General features: G+C 67.7%; 14 protein-coding genes. 12 read left to right on the forward strand and 2 right to left on the reverse strand.

What is annotated here, in order from left to right; all coding sequences use genetic code 11:
* Positions 1-43 precede the first annotated feature (43 nt).
* The 9 genes from V7067_RS01155 to V7067_RS01195 all read left to right on the forward strand — a co-directional run bounded on the left by V7067_RS01155 (position 44) and on the right by V7067_RS01195 (position 11147).
* Positions 44-1348 carry an FAD-binding oxidoreductase gene (locus V7067_RS01155; protein ID WP_334174031.1) on the forward strand — a complete coding sequence of 435 codons (1305 nt, stop codon included), beginning with the start codon at positions 44-46 and terminating at the stop codon, positions 1346-1348.
* Positions 1349-1514: 166 nt separating this feature from the next.
* Entirely contained in the window at positions 1515-2594 is a 1080-nt protein-coding gene (locus V7067_RS01160) for an ABC transporter substrate-binding protein (RefSeq protein WP_334174032.1), read from the forward strand.
* A 138-nt stretch (positions 2595-2732) separates the two neighbouring features.
* Positions 2733-3545, forward strand: a complete 813-nt coding sequence (locus V7067_RS01165) for an ABC transporter permease (protein WP_334174053.1) — start codon at positions 2733-2735, stop codon at positions 3543-3545.
* A gap of 4 nt (positions 3546-3549) precedes the next feature.
* Positions 3550-4350 carry an ABC transporter permease gene (locus V7067_RS01170; protein ID WP_334174033.1) on the forward strand — a complete coding sequence of 267 codons (801 nt, stop codon included), beginning with the start codon at positions 3550-3552 and terminating at the stop codon, positions 4348-4350.
* A gap of 26 nt (positions 4351-4376) precedes the next feature.
* Positions 4377-6086, forward strand: coding sequence for a GMC family oxidoreductase N-terminal domain-containing protein (locus V7067_RS01175; RefSeq protein WP_334174034.1), 1710 nt, complete (start codon positions 4377-4379; stop codon positions 6084-6086).
* A 25-nt stretch (positions 6087-6111) separates the two neighbouring features.
* Positions 6112-7548, forward strand: a complete 1437-nt coding sequence (locus V7067_RS01180; RefSeq protein WP_334174035.1) for an aldehyde dehydrogenase family protein — start codon at positions 6112-6114, stop codon at positions 7546-7548.
* On the forward strand, positions 7545-8501 hold the full coding sequence (locus tag V7067_RS01185) for a glyoxylate/hydroxypyruvate reductase A (protein WP_334174036.1): 957 nt from the start codon (positions 7545-7547) through the stop codon (positions 8499-8501). The genes V7067_RS01180 and V7067_RS01185 overlap by 4 nt, the downstream gene beginning before the upstream one ends.
* Positions 8502-8535: 34 nt before the next feature.
* The gene (locus tag V7067_RS01190) at positions 8536-10059 is read left to right on the forward strand and encodes an NAD-dependent succinate-semialdehyde dehydrogenase (RefSeq protein WP_334174037.1); all 1524 of its coding nucleotides are present in this window, start codon (positions 8536-8538) and stop codon (positions 10057-10059) included.
* Positions 10060-10088: 29 nt separating this feature from the next.
* Positions 10089-11147, forward strand: a complete 1059-nt coding sequence (locus V7067_RS01195) for a tartrate dehydrogenase (RefSeq protein ID WP_334174038.1) — start codon at positions 10089-10091, stop codon at positions 11145-11147.
* Positions 11148-11173: 26 nt separating this feature from the next.
* Here the strand turns inward: V7067_RS01195 and V7067_RS01200 are convergent, their stop codons facing one another.
* A complete protein-coding gene (locus V7067_RS01200) occupies positions 11174-12340 on the reverse strand; it encodes a hypothetical protein (protein ID WP_334174039.1) in 1167 nt (388 codons plus the stop codon).
* Positions 12341-12734: 394 nt separating this feature from the next.
* On the opposite strand from V7067_RS01200, the gene V7067_RS01205 reads away from it, so the two are divergent.
* The 3 genes from V7067_RS01205 (at position 12735) to V7067_RS01215 (ending at position 15225) form a co-directional block, all read left to right on the forward strand.
* A complete protein-coding gene (locus V7067_RS01205; protein ID WP_334174040.1) occupies positions 12735-13868 on the forward strand; it encodes a cupin domain-containing protein in 1134 nt (377 codons plus the stop codon).
* A gap of 214 nt (positions 13869-14082) precedes the next feature.
* Positions 14083-14850, forward strand: a complete 768-nt coding sequence (locus V7067_RS01210) for a YoaK family protein (RefSeq protein WP_334174041.1) — start codon at positions 14083-14085, stop codon at positions 14848-14850.
* Positions 14851-14901: 51 nt separating this feature from the next.
* Positions 14902-15225 carry a hypothetical protein gene (locus V7067_RS01215; protein ID WP_334174042.1) on the forward strand — a complete coding sequence of 108 codons (324 nt, stop codon included), beginning with the start codon at positions 14902-14904 and terminating at the stop codon, positions 15223-15225.
* Between the two features lie 118 nt (positions 15226-15343).
* On the opposite strand, the gene V7067_RS01220 is transcribed toward V7067_RS01215, so the two are convergent.
* Positions 15344-16381 carry a helix-turn-helix domain-containing protein gene (locus tag V7067_RS01220; RefSeq protein WP_334174043.1) on the reverse strand — a complete coding sequence of 346 codons (1038 nt, stop codon included), beginning with the start codon at positions 16379-16381 and terminating at the stop codon, positions 15344-15346.
* Positions 16382-16630: the final 249 nt, after the last annotated feature.

The raw sequence follows: 16630 nt of genomic DNA on the forward strand, positions 1-16630 counted from the left end.
CCGGCCGGGCCTTTTCCTCCGGAACCACCGATCGGATGCCGCCATGGCTCGCCTCACTCCACGGCCTGAAATCGCCTCGCTCTGGCGCGACACGGCCAGCCCGCCGCAGCGCTTCGCCGCGCTGACCGGCGAGCGGCGTGCGGATGTGGTCATCGTCGGCGGCGGCTACACCGGCCTCAACGCCGCGCGGCGGCTGGGGCAGCGCGGCGTCGATGCCGTGGTGCTGGAGGCGAGCCGCATCGGCTGGGGTGCCAGCGGGCGCAACGGCGGCGTCGTTTCCGGCAAATACCGGCTGACTTTTTCCGATATCGCCCGCCGCTTCGGCCTCGATACCGCGCGGCGGATGCACGACATCGGCTGTGAGGCCATCGCCAATGTGGCCGAACTGGTTGAAACCTGTGGCATCGCCGATGCCGGCTGGCGGGAGAGCGGCAATCTGCGCTGCGCGCACAATGCCGTGTCGCTCGACGGGCTGAAGGCAGAAAGCGCGTGGCTTCACGGCACGCTCGGCGACACGGCAACCCGCATTCTCGATGCCGCCGAAATGCAGGCGGAAACCGGATCTTCCGCCTTCACCGGCGGTCTGCTCAACACCCACGGCGGTGTTATTCATCCGCTGAATTTCGTGCGCGGCATCGCCCGCGGCGTGGCCGCCGCCGGGGCCGCCGTTCATGAGCAGAGCCCGGTGACCGGCATCCGCCGCGACGGGGCGGACGTGGTGGTTGCAACGGCCTCGGGTGCGGTGCGGGCCCGGCAGGTCATTCTGGCCACCAATGCCTATTCCGATCTGTCGCCCGTGACCGGCGCCCTGCCGCGCACGCTGATCCCGTTCCGCAGCGCCATGATCGCAACCGCGCCGCTGACCGGCACGGCCGGCGAAAAGCTGATCCCCACCGGCCGCAGCTATACCGAGACCCGGCGCATGATGCGCTGGTTCCGCAAGGCCGGCGACCGGATGCTGTTCGGCGGTCGCGGCGCCTTCGGACGCGAGGATTCGGAGGCCGCCTTCGCTGCGCTCCACAAGGCACTGGTGGCGCAGTTCCCGGAGCTGGCGGGCACCGCCATCACCCACCGCTGGTCGGGTCTGGTGGCGCTCACCCTCGACAGCCTGCCCCATGTCGGGCGCATCGACGAGCGCCTCTGCTATGCCGCGGGCTACAACGGCACCGGCGTTGCGATGTCGACTTTGATGGGGCGATATGTGGCCGACATCGCGCTGGGCGAGACCCCGGACATCGGCCTCATGGCGACGGCGCGCCTGAAAACCGTTCCGTTCTATGCCGTGCGTGAGCCGGCCGTTCGTCTCGTCGCCGGCTGGTACCAGTTCCTCGACGCCATCGGGCGCTGAGGACGGCCGGTGCCGAAATCCGCTGCCGCCGGCCACCGCGCCGGCGGACCAACGACCCCGGCCGGCTTCCCGCACGGGAACCGGCCGGGCAAACGGGCGCAACCGCGACCCCCATAACAGCGAAGCCGACCAGACGCCGACCCGAAGACCCAGAGGAGAACGAAAGATGCGCGTGCCCGAACGACTTGTCCGCCTGTCCGTTACCCGCTCCGGCCTTGCCGCGGCACTGGCGCTGACGGCTGCTGCCGTCTTCACCGGTCAGGCCCGCGCGGCCGGCGAGATCACCTTCGTCTCGCAGGGCGGCGCCTATCAGGAAGCCCAGACCAAGGCGATTCTCGACCCCGCCGCCGAACTGCTCGGCATCACCGTTCATCAGGATTCCTCGCCCGATGCCTGGCCGGTGATCAAGACGCAGGGCGCCACCGGCAAGCCGGTGTGGGACGTGGTCGACACCCCCACCAAGGACTGCATCCGGGGCGGCGAACAGGGCCTTATCGAGAAGCTCGACTTCGCGAAGATCCCCAATGCCGCCGGTATTCCGGCGGCCTACAAGACGCCCTATTCGGTGCCGTACGAGTTTTATTCCAGCGTTCTCGCCTACAACAAGACGAAGTTCGGCGACAATCCGCCGAAGAGCTGGGCGGATTTCTGGGATGTGAAGAAATTCCCCGGCGCCCGCGCGCTGCGCAACCACCCGCTGGCAACCCTTGAGGCCGCCCTGCTGGCCGATGGCGTGGCGCCCGACAAGCTCTATCCGCTCGATGTCGACCGCGCCTTCCGCAAGCTGGAGGAGATCAAGCCGCACATCGCCGTGTGGTGGACCTCCGGCGGCCAGTCGGCCCAGCTGCTGAGCGATGGCGAGGTGGACATGGAAATGGCGTGGAACGGCCGCGTCTCTTCCGTGATGAAAGAGGGCGCCGATGTCGGCTTCACCTACAATCAGGGCTTCCTGCAGGAAACTTCGCTCTGCATCCTGAAGAACGCGCCGAACCTGGAAACGGCGGTGAAGTTCGTCAACGCGGCCATCTCGCCGGAGATTCAGGCGAATTTCCCCAGCTATATCGATTATGGCCCGGGTAACCCGGAGGCCTTCAAGACCGGCAAGATCTCGGCCGAGCGCGCCGCGGAACTGCCGAGCTCGCCGGAGAACGCCGCAAAGCAGGTGCTGATTTCCACCGCCTGGTGGAGCGGCCCGGAAGGCGAAGAGGCGCTGAAGCGCTGGGCTTCGTTCCTTCAGTCGAACTGAGACCGGAAGGGGATCGCGGGGCCTCTCCCGCCTGCGGTCCCCTTTTCTCCCTGCCGTTCCGTTTTCCGCAAGGAGGCCGTCTTGTCGTCATCGCAATCGCAAACCGTGCGGCAGCACGAAGCGCGCGAACAGGCGCTGATGCTGGTGCTGCTGCTGCCGGCGCTTGCCGTGGTCGTCTGCCTGCTGGTCATGCCGATGGCATGGCTTTCGTGGCAGTCGATCTGGCATGACGGCTTCACGCTGGAAAATTACCGGCGCTTCTTCACCGACAGCGTCTATTTTCTCACCTTCCTGCAGACCTTCCGCATTGCCGTCATCGTCACTGCGGTCACGCTCGTACTCGGCTATCCGGTGGCGTTCGTCGCCGCGCAGCTGCCGCGGCGCTGGAGCCTGTGCGTGCTGGCGCTCGTCGTGCTGCCGTTCTGGACCAGCGTGCTGGTGCGGGCCTATGCGTGGATGATCCTGTTGCAGCGCACCGGCCTCATCAACACCGGCCTGCGCCGGCTGGGCATCATCGATGCGCCGCTGGCGCTCGCCAACAACGAGCTTGGCACCATCATCGCCACGGTGCACATCCTGCTGCCGTTCATGGTGCTGCCTCTCTATGCCACCATGCAGAAGATTCCGGCCGAACTCACCATGGCCGGCGCCAGCCTCGGCGGCGCGCCGCTGCATGTGTTCCGGCGCGTCTTCCTGCCGCTTTCCATGCCCGGCATCGTGGCCGGCACCGTGCTGGTGTTCGTGCTCGCGCTCGGCTTCTACATCACACCGGAACTGCTGGGCGGCGGGCGCGCCTTCATGGTCTCCATGCTGGTGAGCCGCAATGTCGAAGTCTACAACGAGTGGGGCGCGGCAAGCTCGATCAGCGTCGTTCTTCTCCTGTGCGTGGCGGCCATCTTCTGGGTTGGCAGCCGCATCATCCCGACCGAAAAACTGATGGGCATGAGGTGAAGCGATGAAGGCCGGCCGCATCCTGCTTTATGTCTTCGTGGCGCTGGTTCTGATCTACCTGATCGTTCCCGTCATCATCATCGTGCCGATGTCGTTCTCAAGCGCGCGGTTTCTCACCTTCCCGCCGCCGGGCTATTCGCTGCGCTGGTACGAATCCTATCTCGGCTCCGCGGCGTGGATGAATGCCACGCGCATCAGCCTCACGGTGTCGTTCATCAGCGCGGCCATCGCCACCGTCATCGGCACGGCGGCGGCCTACGGGCTGCACAACTCCACCGCCGGCGCGGTGAAGGCGCTGCAGGCGGTGCTGCTGCTGCCGCTGGTGACGCCCATCGTCATCGTTGCGGTCGGCGTGTTCTTCGTCTATGCGCAGGCCGGGCTGCTGGCGACGATGCCGGGGCTGGTGCTGGCCGATGTCATGCTCGGCATGCCCTATGTCATCACCGCCGTTCTGGTGGGGCTGCGCAAATTCGACCCGACGCAGGAGATGGTCTCGCGCAGCCTCGGCATGAACCGGGTGCGCACCTTCTTTGCCGTCACGCTGCCGCAGATCCGGCCGAGCGTCATTTCCGGGGCGCTGTTCGCCTTCATCTGCGCCCTCGATGAAACGGTGGTGGCGCTGTTCATCTCCGGCGGCGAGAACCAGACGCTGACCAAGCGCATGTTCACGGCGCTGCGCGACGAGATCGACCCGACCATTGCCGCGATCTCGTCGCTGCTGACGGCGGTGTCGTTCCTGCTCGTCATCCTCATTGCGCTCAATGCCCGCGAAGGCGGCCGGAACGGCGACGCATCCGCACGCTGAAGGCACCAGCCCCGATGACCGACACGATGACAGCCCCCCCGACCGATCATCTCATTCTCGGCGGCGGTTCGGCCGGCTGCGTTCTGGCCGCCCGGCTTTCGGAAGACCCGGCGCGCCGCGTGGTGCTGGTGGAAGCCGGCCGCGATATCACCGCCGCCACCATGCCGGCCGATATCCGCAGCCGCTATCCCGGCCGCGCCTATCTCGATGTCAGCAACATCTGGTCGTCGCTGCAGGCGATGATGGGCGGCAGCCGGCAGAACGCGCCGCGCCCGGTGCGGCGCTATGAACAGGCACGCCTGCTTGGCGGCGGCTCGGCCATCAACGCGCTGATGGCCAATCGCGGCGCGCCGTCGGACTGGGACGAATGGGAGGCGCTGGGCGCGACCGGCTGGTCGTGGGCGGAATGCCTGCCGTGGTTCATCCGCCTTGAGGCCGACCGCGAAATGGACGGCCCGCTGCATGGCCGGGAGGGGCCGCTGCCGGTGCGCCGCATCAGCCGCGAGCGGATGTCGCCGTTCGTCGACGCCGTGTCGCGCACGCTGGAGGCGCATGGCTTTGCCCGGCTGCCGGACCAGAACGGACCTTGGCAGGACGGCGTGTTCGCCGGCACCATCGGTGTCAGCGACCGGGGCGAGCGCATGCCGACGTCGGTTGCCTGGCTGACGCCGCAGGTGCGCGCGCGGCCGAACCTCACCATTCTGACCGGCCGGCAGGTGGAGCGCGTGCTGTTCGACGGCCGGCGGGCGACCGGCGCGCTGCTCGCCGCGCAGGACGGGGCGCCCGCGCAGCGTCTTGAGGCCGGCGAGGTCATCGTGTCGGCCGGCGGCATCCATTCCCCGGCGCTGCTGATGCGCTCCGGCATCGGGCCGGCGGCGCATCTGCGGTCGTTCGGCATCGTGCCGGTGTTCGACAGCCCCGGCGTCGGCCGCAATCTCATGGAGCATCCCTCGATTGCGGTTGCCGCCTTCCTGCCGCCGGCCGCCCGCGTGCGCGACCCGGCCGAGCACCACGAGCAGGGCGTCTGGCGCTTTTCCTCCGGCCTGCCCGGCACGCCGCAGGGCGATATGCACGGTGCGATCCTGTCGCGCTCCGGGTGGCATTCGGTGGGGCTGCGGCTGGGCACCATCTTCTTCTGGGTGAACAAGTCCTATTCCCGCGGCTTCGTGGAACTGGCGGGGGCGGGGTCCCGCACCGAGCCGGCGGTCGATTTCCGCATGCTGTCCGACAGCCGCGACCTTGAGCGGCTGAAACTGGCCGTGCGGCGCGGGGCGGCCGTGCTGCGCGATCCGATGATGGCGCCGTTTGCACGGAGCGCGTTTCCGTCGAGCTACTCGCCGCGTGTGGCGAAGATCGCGGTGCCGGGCACGGCCAATGCCGTGCAGCGCGGCCTGCTCTCCGGCCTGCTCGATATCGCCGGCCCGCTGCGCGGGGCGCTGGTGCACAGCGCCATCACCCTCGGCACCACGCTCGACGGTCTGCTGGCCGATGATGCGGCGCTGAGCGCGTTCGTGGAGCGCCATGTCGGCGGCACCTGGCACGCCAGCGGCACCTGCCGCATGGGGGCCGACGACAACCCCATGGCGGTCACCACACCCACCGGCCGGGTGCGCGGGGTGGACGGGCTGCGGGTGTGCGATGCCTCGCTGATGCCGTCCATTCCCTGCGCCAACACCAACATTCCCACCATCATGATCGCCGAACGCATCGCCGATTTCATCCGGCAGGGCCGCTGAGCCCCGGCCCGGTCAGGAGCCCCCAATGGATCACGCGCTTCAGTTCTATATCGGCGGCGAATGGGTGGACCCGGCCGTTCCGGCGACGCGCGCCGTCATCGATCCGGCTACCGAGGCCCCGTTCGCCACCATCGCCATGGGATCGGCGGCGGATGTGGACAAGGCGGTTGCCGCCGCACGCGCGGCTTTTCCGGCCTTTGCCGCCACCAGCCCCGAAGAGCGGCTGGCGCTGCTCTGCCGCATCGAGGCCCTTCTGGCGCAGCGTCTCGACCTGTTCGGGGCGACGATCTCGCGCGAGATGGGGGCGCCGCTGGCCATGGCCTGCCGCGAGCAGGCGGGCATCGGCGTGGCCCATTTCCGCCAGACCATCCGGGCGCTGAAGGAATTTCCCTTTGCGCGGATGCAGGGCACGACCCGCATCGTGCACGAGCCCATCGGCGTCGTCGCCATGATCACGCCGTGGAACTGGCCGCTGAACCAGATCGCCTGCAAGGTGGCGCCGGCGCTGGCGGTCGGCTGCACCATGGTGCTGAAGCCCTCCGAAATCGCCCCCCTCGATGCCGTTCTCTTCGCCGAGCTGCTGCACGAGGCCGGCGTGCCGCCGGGGGTGTTCAACCTCGTGCAGGGCGATGGCCCTGCGGTCGGGCAGGTGCTGGCCGCCCATCCGGAGGTCGACATGGTGTCGTTCACCGGCTCCACCCGTGCCGGTGTGATCGTCGCCAGGGCGGCGGCCGACACGGTGAAGCGGGTTCATCAGGAACTGGGCGGCAAGTCGCCGAACATCATTCTGCCCGGCGCTTGTCTTGAGGAAGCGGTCGCACGCGGCGTGCGTGCGGTCGTCGACAATTCCGGCCAGTCGTGCAACGCGCCGACGCGGATGCTGGTGCCGGCCGGCCGCATGGCCGAGGCGCTGGCCATTGCCCGCGCAACGGCGGATGCCGTGCGCGTCGGCCCGCCCGATGCCGCCGATACCGATATCGGCCCGGTGGTGAGCGAGCTGCAGTTCAACCGCATCCAGAGCCTCATCGAAGCCGCCATTGCCGAAGGCGCGCCGCTGGTGGCCGGCGGGCCGGGCCGGCCGGACGGCCTGAGCCGCGGCTATTATGTGCGCCCGACCGTGTTCGGCCCGGTCACCGGCACGATGCGCATTGCGCGTGAGGAAGTGTTCGGCCCGGTGCTGGTCATCATGGGCTACGACAGCCTTGACGAGGCCGTGACCATCGCCAACGACACGCCCTATGGTCTGGCGGCCTATATTCAGGGCGACCCGGCCGAGGCCCGCGCGCTCTCCGGCCGCCTCCGGGCCGGCACCGTGCGCCTCAACCGCTCGGCATGGGACGGGGCCGCCCCGTTCGGCGGCTACAAGCAGTCCGGCAACGGGCGCGAATACGGTGCCTTCGGGCTGGAGGCCTTTCTGGAAGTGAAGGGCGTCGTCGGCTGGGACGAGGGAGAGCCGGCGTGACCGCGCTGACCGGAACCCTGCTCTACAGGGGCGACCCGGAGCGCGGCGCCCTCTGGGCGCAGTGCCTGCAGCGCGCCGCGCCGCAGATCACCTTCCGTCAGTGGCCGCAGGCCGGCTTGCCGCAGGATGTGTGCCCGCAGGAGGTGCGGTGGCTCGCCGTCTGGCAGCCGCCGGCGGACTTCGCCGCGCAGTTTCCCAATCTGCGGCTGGTGTTCTCGCTCGGCGCCGGCGTCGATCATTTCGATCTTGCCGCCCTGCCGGCCGGCCTGCCGCTCATCCGCATGACGGAAGCCGGCCTTGCCGCGGCAATGGCCGATTATGTGACGCTGGCGGTTCTGGCGCTGCACCGCGATTTCATCCGCTACGGTGCCCAGCAGCGGCGCGCGGAATGGCAGGAACACCGCGTGGTGCCGGCGGCCGGCCGCCGCGTCGGCATCATGGGGCTCGGCCGTCTCGGGCAGGCGGCGCTGGAGCGGCTGCGGCCGTTCGGCTTTCCGCTCGCCGGCTGGAGCCGCACGCCGCGCGCCCTCGACGGCATCGAGACCTTCGCCGGCGAGGCCGGGCGCGCCGCCTTTCTCGCCCGCACCGACATTCTCGTCTGCCTGCTGCCGCTGACGCCGGAAACGCGCGGCCTGATCGACGATCGCCTTCTCGCCGGCCTGCCGCGCGGTGCGGCCCTCGTCAATGCCGGCCGCGGCGCCCATCTCGACCAGCCGGCGCTGCTGGCGGCCCTCGATGCCGGTCACATCCGCGCCGCGGTGCTGGATGTGACCGAGCCCGAGCCGCTGCCGCCCGATCACCCCTTCTGGCGCCACCCCGCGGTGTGGCTGACGCCGCACATCGCCACCCAGACCGATCCGGAAGCTGCCGTCCGTCAGGTTCTGGAGGCCATCGCCCGCCACGAGGCCGGCCTGCCCGTTGAGGGCCGGGTCGATCCCGCCCGCGGTTACTGAGCCGATTCCGCTGCCGAAATCAGGGTTTCCCGTCATGTCTGCGCCGTCTCCTGCCGTCTCCTCCGCGACACCTCCTGCCAGCCGGCTCGCCGGCGGCCTTGCCGATCGCCTCGCCGATCCCGGCCTCTTCATCGAGCGGGCCTTCATCGGCGGGGCGTGGGTCGGTGCGGAAAACGGCGCCACGCTGAGCGTGGACGATCCGGCGACCGGTGCGGCCATCGGCACCGTTCCGGCCTGCGGCACGGCGGAAACGGAAGCCGCCATTGCCGCCGCCGAAGCCGCCTGGCCGGCATGGCGGGCACGGCCGGCGGCCGAGCGCGCCGACCTTCTGGAGCGCTGGTATGCGCTGATGATGGAGAATGCCGCCGATCTGGCGCGCCTGATGACGGCCGAGCAGGGCAAGCCGCTGGCCGAGGCCATGGGCGAGATCACGTATGGCGCCGGCTTCATCCGCTGGTTCGCCGGCGAGGCGCGGCGCATTGACGGCCTGCTGCTGCCGGCGCCCACCGCCGACCGGCGCATTCTGGTGCAGAAGGAGCCGGTCGGCGTCTGTGCCATCATCACACCGTGGAACTTCCCCAACGCCATGATCACCCGCAAGGTGGCGCCGGCTCTGGCCGCCGGCTGCACCGTGGTCATCAAGCCTTCGGAGCTGACGCCCTATTCGGCGCTGGCGCTGGTGGCGCTGGCCGAACGGGCTGGCATTCCGCACGGGGTGATCAACATCGTCACCGGGCTGGCACCGGCCATCGGCGCCGCGCTCACGGCCAGTCCGGTGGTGCGCAAGCTGTCGTTCACCGGCTCCACGGCGGTCGGCGCGCTGCTGATGCGCGAAAGCGCGGCCACCATCAAGCGCCTCAGTCTGGAACTCGGCGGCAACGCCCCCTTCATCGTGTTCGACGACGCCGATCTCGATGCGGCCATTGCCGGCGTCATGGCCTCCAAGTTCCGCAATGCCGGGCAGACCTGCGTGTGCGCCAACCGCATCTTCGTGCAGGCCGGCATTCACGACCGCTTCGTGGAGCGGCTGGCGGCGGCGGTGCGCGGGCTGACCATCGGCAACGGCTTCACCCCCGGCGTTGCCATCGGCCCGCTGATTTCGCCGGCGGCGGTGCAGAAGGTCGGCGGCCACATTGCCGATGCGCTGGCCCTCGGGGCCGAGAACGTGACCGGCCGCAACGACGATGTCGATCCGCAGCGCTTCGTCAGCCCGGTGGTGCTGACCGGGGCGACGGCGGCGATGCGGGTCGCGCGGGAAGAGACTTTCGGTCCCGTTGCGCCGGTGTTCCGCTTCGACGATGAAGACGAGGCGGTCGCGGCTGCCAACGACACGCCGTTCGGCCTCGCCGCCTATTATTACACGGGCTCCCTGAGCCGCGGGTTCCGCGTCGGCGAGAAGCTCGCGTTCGGCATGGTGGGCCTCAACACCGGGTCGGTCTCGCTGGAGGTGGCCCCCTTCGGCGGCATCAAGCAATCCGGCCTCGGGCGCGAGGGCGGGCCGACCGGCATCGACGAATATCTGGCGCTGAAGACGATGCACGTCGGCCTGACGGCCTGAACGGCGCAGGGAAAAGCGAGGAAACAGCCATGACGCGAACCCACAGGATTGCCCTGCTGCCGGGCGACGGCATCGGCGCGGATGTCGTTGCCGCAAGCTGGTCGGTGCTGCAGGCGGCGGCCGGCCGCTTCGGCTTTGCGCTGGAGGGCACGGAGTTTCCGTGGTCGTGCGACTGGTATCTGGCCCATGGTGCGATGATGCCGGCCGACGGCATCGCCACGCTGGCGGCGTTCGATGCCATTTATCTCGGGGCGGTCGGCTGGCCGGCGCGGGTGCCGGATTCCGTCTCCCTGCACGGCCTGCTGCTGCCGATCCGCAAGGCGTTCGACCTTTATGTCAACGCCCGCCCGCACCGCCTGCTGGCCGGCGTGAAGGGCCCGCTCGGCGACAAGGCCTTCGACATTCTCTGCATCCGCGAGAACACCGAGGGCGAATACAGCGGTGCCGGCGGCCGGGTGCATCAGGGCACGCCGGACGAGGTGGCGGTGGAAACCTCCATCTTCACCCGCCGCGGCGTGGAGCGCATCCTGCGCTACGGGTTCGAGGCGGCGCGGCGGCGGCGCGGCCGGCTGGCCTCGGTGACGAAATCCAATGCCCAGAAATATTCGATGGTGTTCTGGGACGAGGTGACGGAGGCGCTTGCGGCCGAATATCCCGACGTGGCGGTGACGCGCTTCCATGTCGATGCGATGGCGGCCCGGTTCGTGACGCATCCGGAAACGCTCGACGTGGTGGTGGCCTCCAACCTGTTCGGCGATATCCTGACCGATCTCGGCGCCGCCCTGCAGGGCGGTCTTGGCTTTGCGGCCTCCGCCAACGTCAATCCGGCCGGCGGCGTGCCGTCGATGTTCGAGCCGGTGCACGGTTCGGCGCCGGATATCGCCGGCCGCGGCATCGCCAATCCGCTCGCCACCATCTGGGCGGGCGCGCTGATGCTGGAGCATCTGGGCGAGGCGGAGGCCGCCGCCGCGGTGATCGCCGCCATGGAGCAGGTGACGGCCGCGGCCGCGGTGCTGACGCCCGACATGGGCGGCAACGCCACCACCGCGGCGGTGGCCGGCGCGGTGATCGCCGCCCTCGGCCGCTAGCCGCCTCCGCACCCCGCGCGGCGGCTCTATTGGTCCGCCGCCGGGTTCCGCGTCACGGCCTGTGCCGGCGCGGGGGAGGGCGGCGCGATGCCGGCGACCCGCGACAGCTTCAGCACCAGTTCGGCCTGACGGTTGATGCCGAGCTTGCGGAAGATGCGCTTCAGCACGATGCGCGCCGTGCCTTCCGCGATGCCGAGCCGGCTTGCCGCGCCCCGGACCTCGACGCCGCTGCCGATCAGAACCGCCAGCCGCGCTTCGCCCAGCGTCAGGTGAAACAGGTCGCGCACAAGGGCCGGGTCTGTGGCGTTGTTCTGTTCCAGCGGGGTGGTCAGAATGAACGTGCGGGCGGTGTCGTGCGCGCCGATCTGCCATTGCGGCGCGGCCGAGGCGGGCAGCACCCGGGTGGCGAACCGGCGGCCGTCGGCCGCGGTGAGGACGGTGGCGCGGGGCGGTTCCATTCCGCCCGCGTCCCCGCCGGCCGCCCCGACCATTGCGGCAAACACCGCCCGTTCGCTCCGCGTGCGGGGGACCAGCGGCCCGGCGGCCGCTTCGAAAAGGGCCGCGCGGCTTTGCTGACCGCAGGCATTGGCAAACAGCAGCCGGCGCTTTGCATCGAGCAGCAGAACGCCGGTATCGATCTTGTCGAGCACCGCGTGCAGGGCCGCCGTCGTCACATCCAGATCCGCAATCCGCAACGAGATCCGCAGCGCCTGTTCCACATGGCTGCCGATCAGGCGCAGCGTTTCCATTTCCGCGGCGCTGAACGGGCCCTTTGCGCTGGCCCGCGGCACGGAGAGGGCGACCAGCTTGTCGCTGTCGGGCAGGACGACACAGGACATCAGCCAGCCAAAGCCGACACGCCGGAAAAAATCTGTGTAGATCGGGTGGCGGCCAATTTCCTCCCGGGTTGCGACGCTGAAATCGTCGAAGATATCCCCGGCGGTCAGGTGTAGTTCCATCGCACGCAAGGCGTGCAGGTCTTTCCGGTGCCAGTCTTCGGCCTGATAGAGCTTTACCGCGTCATGCAGTCCCGGTGAATGGATGAAATCGGTTTCCGAATTGCCGCTGTAGAAAATGATCACGGCGCCTTCGGCATCGAAACAGGCGCCGACTTTTTCCAGAGCGGCCGGCCAGTTTTCCGGCCGGACCGCAGCCTCGTAGATGGCGCTGACCGTCTCGCTGAAAACCTGCATGAAATCCTGCGTTCCTGAAATCCCGCGCGCTCAGGCGATCCGCCGGCCGTGCCAGCAGGCCTGCCTGTCGCGGTTGCAGACGCCCTGCGCGTCTTCCGGCCAGGCAGAATGCCACCGGATGACCGGTCCGCCATATCAATAAATGCTGAACATGGACAGATCAGACAGGCTGTCCTTTTATCCCGTTTGGGATATTGAGGCCCTGAACGTTTTCTGAAACGGTGTTTTTCGACCGGTGAGCGCCTGTTATGGGCATTCATTCTGAATAAAAATAAATGAACGACAACTGCGTAATAATTTGGCGTACCTTGATGAGGTGGCCGATGAAAGCTAGTCTGCCGTGGTTTGACCTGCGGGCAAACAAGACTGCCTCTATCGGAAAAGGGAAAAATTGATGGCCGCGTTGAAGCAGCCCATTGTCGGCACCCGGGGAGCGGACATTGTCGGTCCGCGCAATCCGGAGGTCGAGGCGCAGAACCCCGATATCCTGATCCCGCCGGCGACCGACAATGGCGGTATTCCGAACCTCAAGTTCCCCTTCGCGATGGCCCATAACCGTCTTGAAGACGGCGGATGGGCCCGCGAAGTCACCACGCGCGAACTCGGCGCACTCAAGGAACTGGCCATCGTCAACATGCGCCTGCCGTCCGGCGTGGTGCGTGAAATGCACTGGCACAAGGAAGCCGAATGGGCCTACGTGCTGAAGGGCCGGGTGCGCTTCTATCTGATCGACGACCAGCGCCAGACGCTGATCGAGGATCTGGAGCCGGGCGACCTCTGGCTGGCGCCGGCGGGCTTTCCCCATGCAATTCAGGGTCTTGAGGAAGGAACGGAATTCGTTCTCGTCTTCAATGACGGCAATTTTTCCGAAAACCAGACCCTTCTGGTGACGGAACTGTTCGCCCATACCCCGGTCGAGGTTCTGGCGAAGAATTTCGGCGTGCCGGAAAGCGCCTTTGCCGGCATTCCGGCTTCCGAGAAGTACATCTTCCGCCAGCCGGTTCCGCCGCCGCTGGAGGAGGTGCGCCGCGATCTGGGCGCCGTGAACTTCACCGACAAATATGTCTTCCGGGCCTCCCGGATCGCGCCGACGAAGTATCCGGGCGGCGCCACGCAGGTGGTCGATGCGAAGAACTTCGAGGTGACGAACCTCGCAGCGCTCTTCATCGACCTTGAGCCGGGCGGTATGCGTGAAATTCACTGGCATCCCGATGCCGATGAATTGCAGTATTATATCAGCGGCAAGGCCCGCATGACCGTGTTCGACGCGGTCAGCAACGCGCGCACCTTCGATTTCGTGGCGGGCGATGTCGGGTATGTTCCCAAGACCCTTGCGCATTATATCGAGAATATCGGCGACGAGCCGGTGCGGGTGCTGAACGTCTTCCACACCGCTGAATACAAGGACATTTCGCTCAACCAGTGGCTGGCGCTGACGCCGCGCCATCTGGTCGAAGGTCACCTCGATGTCGGTGATCCGCTGCTGTCCTCCCTTCGCAAGACGCGCCAGCCCGTCGTCAAGGGCTGATCCGATGCCGGCCGGGGGCCCTTTTGCGGGCTTCCGGCCGGTTCCCCCGCGGAGCGCGGCCCCCCGCGCGCGCCGCGCGCTGACCCGATAGCGCTGTCAGCCATCTGCGATCCCTGTCCCGCAGAGCCGCGGTCTCCTCCGCTCCGGGCCCCGGACCACACGCACACATTTCCAGATCTGGTGCCCTTCGGAACATTCAACGAGGGAGTGAATTATGGCGTCCAGTGTTATCAACGACCATCCGGAAAAGATCCGCTATCCGCTTGTCGAGCGTCCTTTTATCGGCTTCCTGCTGGCTTTCATGGCGGGATCGATGAATGCCTGGACGTTGCCGAATGCGCAAACCTTTGCGACTGTCCAGTCCGGTAACGTCGTTCAGAGCGGTTACTGGCTGGCGCAGGGCGACTGGGAGAAATTTACGTTCCCCTTCCTGTCGGTCATTGCCTTCGGCCTCGGTTCTGCCTTCTGCGGCATTCTGATGACCACCCTGCTGCGCCGGCGCGTCGTCTTCACGCCGTTCATCCTGTTCCTGCAGGCGGCGATGCTCGTGGTGCTGTGGTATCTCGCGCATCTGAAGGTTCAGGACCCGACCGCAGCCATCAATCCTCATTATCTGGCCTATGCGATCAGCTTTGTGGCCGGCATGCAGGGTAATGCGTTCCATAAAGATCACGGAATGCTCTACGGCAATGTTGCCGTGACGTTTGTCGTGCAGATGGCTTTCAACTTCCTGATTCAGGGGCTTTTCAGGAAGCAGGGGATCAACGGCGAGCCGAACCTCTACTGGTCGGGGCTGTTCTTCCTCGTCCTGCTCGGCTTCGCCTCGGGCGGCGGCATCGGCTTCATCATCGGTGACTATGTGCTGGAAAGCGGCGCTGTCCTGCTGCCGGCGGTCATCGCGCTCATCATCGGCATCGTGGCGCTCCGGGATGCCCGTCAGAACGGCGCGGTCGACCCCACTGCCGGCGGTTCGTTCGCGTAACCGGTTCCGCAAAGCCTGTCCGCAATCCGGAATCATCGAGGAGAAATGGGAATGATCCGCAAAGCCGTTCTGATCGCAATCCTGCCGGCCGCCCTGCTGACTGCCGGCTGCGTCAGCCAGCAGAAGGTGGCCTCCGCCGAAAGCCTCATCAACGCCAATTATGAGACGGTGCGTGACGAGAAGTCGTGCGGAAAGCCCGCGAATAAGTGGCATGGGGTCTACGTCGCCAAATCGGGCGACGGCTTCGGTGAAACGGGCCGCAATGTCGAAGCCTGCTTCCCCACCCGGCAGGCGTGCCACAACTGGCTCGCCAAGGCGAACGACTATGGCGGCGACGGACAGGTCGTCGCCGACAGCTGCCGCCTGAAGGTCTGAGACCGTCTGCGCCAACTCCACCGGCGGCCCCGCAGGCCGCAGCCGGCCACCGTCCGCTTGCGGGCGGTGGCCTTTTTCGTGCCGGTTTGCCCGCGGTGGCGGAAGGGCGCGGCGCAGCCTAGGACAGCCGGCCGGCCTCGCGTCCGCGCCGGTATTCCGACGGGGTGCACCCCTCCCAGCGGACGAAGGCGCGGGTGAAACTGGCGTGGGTTTCGTAGCCCAGCGACAGCGAGATCGCCAGAATCGACATCGGCGTTTCGATGAGCAGGCGGATGGCGCGGGCGCGGCGGGCCTCCTCGACGATCTCGCGATAGGTGAACCCCTTCTGGCGCAGCCGGCGCTGCAATCCCTGAACGCTGAGGCCGATGAGGCAGGCGGCGCCTTCGATGTCGCTCCGGCCATCGAGAAGGCGCAGCGCCACAATGGCGGAAAGGGCGCGGGCGGGCTCCGGTGCATCGGCCAGGATCACGTCGGCCAGCACGTCCCGCAGGGTGACGACACGAGCGGTCTCCATGGCTTCGCTGCTCCGCCTCCGGCTGAGTTCGGTTTCTTTCACGGCAATGCCGGTTCCCGGCCGGCCGCAGTGCAGGTCCGCCTGCAGCCTGTCCTCCACCTGCGATGCGCCGGGGTCGCGGGGATATTCCGCCTCCATCCAGTCGGGTCGCCACGCAGCGCCGAGAAAAAGCCGGGCAAGGGAGAGCATGGGGGGCAGCAGGTGGTCGCAGTGCTGGGTCCGGCTCACATCGAACGCCGGCGTGGCAAAGCGCAGAACCCGGTGATCGCCGTCGCGCACCAGTTCCAGCCGCGCGCCGCTCTGGTGGGCCCAGCTCGTGCTCACCGTGCGGCGGAGCGCTTCGCCGAACGTGGCGGCGCCAACGGCATGCTCCACCCACAGCCCGTAGCCGCGGCAGGTCATGCGCTCGCCGACATCCAGCCCGAACGTGCGGCTCTCCAGCGCGGCGGCGCCGCGGGCAAACAGGCCCGTCATGGCCCGCAGCGGCATGGGCAGGCCCGGGGTCTCCCGCAGCGCCAGCGGCAGGTGCTCGCGCGCGAAGATGTCCGCGAGCACCCGTTCGCCGGCCTGTTCCTCGATCATCTCAGGCAGGGCGCCGAAGCCCTTTGCACGCACGAGGACGGTTGCAGCGGAAACGCCCATCGAAACCTCGCCGGGTGACGTAAAGTGATAAGAGCATCGCCATCGGATCGTCTAAATCAAGCGGACGGACTGTTTTTTTTGACAGACCGGACAGAGCGACCGGCGCTTCACGAAGAAGGGAGCGCCGCGGGGAATTGTTGAGCGCCAAGGCTGCGCGGGGCTGGCCGGAGAGGTTATCGTTTCGCTTCTCAGATGATGTCCACGCTTTCTTGTATAGATTCTCCGGCTAAAAAGAAAAGGCGGATCCGG

The sequence above is a fragment of the Pseudoxanthobacter sp. genome (genome assembly GCF_036822375.1).
GTDB lineage: Bacteria > Pseudomonadota > Alphaproteobacteria > Rhizobiales > Segnochrobactraceae > Pseudoxanthobacter.

Excerpts from the sequence above, each read along its gene's own strand:
- V7067_RS01155 (WP_334174031.1), top strand. The coding sequence starts at position 44 with ATGGCTCGCCTCACTCCACGGCCTGAAATCGCCTCGCTCTGGCGCGAC.
- V7067_RS01160 (WP_334174032.1), top strand. The coding sequence starts at position 1,515 with ATGCGCGTGCCCGAACGACTTGTCCGCCTGTCCGTTACCCGCTCCGGC.
- V7067_RS01165 (WP_334174053.1), top strand. The coding sequence starts at position 2,733 with ATGCTGGTGCTGCTGCTGCCGGCGCTTGCCGTGGTCGTCTGCCTGCTG.
- V7067_RS01170 (WP_334174033.1), top strand. The coding sequence starts at position 3,550 with ATGAAGGCCGGCCGCATCCTGCTTTATGTCTTCGTGGCGCTGGTTCTG.
- V7067_RS01175 (WP_334174034.1), top strand. The coding sequence starts at position 4,377 with ATGACAGCCCCCCCGACCGATCATCTCATTCTCGGCGGCGGTTCGGCC.
- V7067_RS01180 (WP_334174035.1), top strand. The coding sequence starts at position 6,112 with ATGGATCACGCGCTTCAGTTCTATATCGGCGGCGAATGGGTGGACCCG.
- V7067_RS01190 (WP_334174037.1), top strand. The coding sequence starts at position 8,536 with ATGTCTGCGCCGTCTCCTGCCGTCTCCTCCGCGACACCTCCTGCCAGC.
- V7067_RS01195 (WP_334174038.1), top strand. The coding sequence starts at position 10,089 with ATGACGCGAACCCACAGGATTGCCCTGCTGCCGGGCGACGGCATCGGC.
- V7067_RS01200 (WP_334174039.1), bottom strand. The coding sequence starts at position 12,340 with ATGCAGGTTTTCAGCGAGACGGTCAGCGCCATCTACGAGGCTGCGGTC.
- V7067_RS01205 (WP_334174040.1), top strand. The coding sequence starts at position 12,735 with ATGGCCGCGTTGAAGCAGCCCATTGTCGGCACCCGGGGAGCGGACATT.
- V7067_RS01210 (WP_334174041.1), top strand. The coding sequence starts at position 14,083 with ATGGCGTCCAGTGTTATCAACGACCATCCGGAAAAGATCCGCTATCCG.
- V7067_RS01215 (WP_334174042.1), top strand. The coding sequence starts at position 14,902 with ATGATCCGCAAAGCCGTTCTGATCGCAATCCTGCCGGCCGCCCTGCTG.
- V7067_RS01220 (WP_334174043.1), bottom strand. The coding sequence starts at position 16,381 with ATGGGCGTTTCCGCTGCAACCGTCCTCGTGCGTGCAAAGGGCTTCGGC.